The organism is Streptomyces sp. NRRL F-4489, from assembly GCF_001509485.1.
Lineage (GTDB): Bacteria > Actinomycetota > Actinomycetes > Streptomycetales > Streptomycetaceae > Streptomyces.
In genome coordinates this window covers 1-998 of record NZ_LLZI01000167.1, presented here as the reverse complement: position 1 = coordinate 998, position 998 = coordinate 1, and the positions used below count along the sequence as shown (strand labels likewise).

General features: G+C 77.1%; 1 protein-coding gene. It reads right to left on the bottom strand.

The window, feature by feature from the left end; genetic code table 11:
- Positions 1 to 101 precede the first annotated feature (101 nt).
- Positions 102 to 998 (bottom strand): chitinase (locus tag ADL22_RS14240; protein ID WP_066978176.1); only part of this gene is annotated, 897 nt, incomplete at its 5' end.

The following is a 998-nucleotide window of genomic DNA, read 5'->3' as shown; positions in this document are numbered from 1 at the left end:
GGGGGGAAGGGGGGGGGGGGGGGGGGGGGGGGGGGGGGGGGGGGGCCCCCCCCCCCGCCTGCGGAGCGGTCCGGGGTGGGGGGTGCCGGACCGGTGGGGGGTCAGCCGGTGTACGTGCCGAACGCCGTGGTGAAGGCCAGCGGGGCCTGGTCGATCGAGCTGCACAGCGGCTGGGCGGAGGGGGTCGGGCCGCCGGGGCAGGGGCGGTCGCGGGTGGCGGACCACATCGACAGGCCGCCCAGGTGCTTGCTCCGGGCGAAGCGCACCAGGGCGGTGGCGTCGGCGGGCCGGAAGACCTCGCCCGCGACGTCGTTGACGCCGATCATCGGGGTGACGGAGAGCGCGCGCCAGGCGGCGGGGTCGGTGAGGCCGAGGGCCTTCCGGATCTGGGTGTGGGTGGCGGTGGCGGCCTGGGTGGCGTAGGTGGCCATGTCGCCGCCGTAGGAGGAGCCGTAGTCCATCGCCATGATGTTGACGGTGGAGATCTTGGCGCCGTGGCGGCGGGCGTCGGCGAGGAGGGCGGTGCCGTCCGGGGTGAGGCCCTCGGGCATCACCGGCAGGGTGAACGAGACGTCCAGGCCCGGGTGGCGCTTCTGGAGCTGGGCGATGGCCTGGGCGCGGCGGGCGTTGGCGGCGGTGTCGGGCAGCGCGCCGCCCTCGATGTCGAAGTCGACCGCGGTGAGGTGGAAGCGGTCGATGGCGGCGCCGTAGGCGGCGGCCAGGTCGGCGGCGGAGGAGCAGGCGGCGGCCAGCTCGGTGCCGTTCGCGCCGCCGAAGGAGACCCGGACGTCGCCGCCGGCCTTGCGCAGCGCCGGGATCTGGCCGGCCACCGGGTTGGCGCCGAGGTCGCCGGTGCCGCCCCACTTGGGGACGCAGCCGCCGCCGGAGGTGAGGAAGGCGAGGGTGAAGCGCTTGACGCCGGTGCGGCGGGCGGTGGCGGTCAGGTCGTAGGCGGGGGTGAGGGAGGTGTCGACGTACGGGGAGAAGCGGGGCGGGGC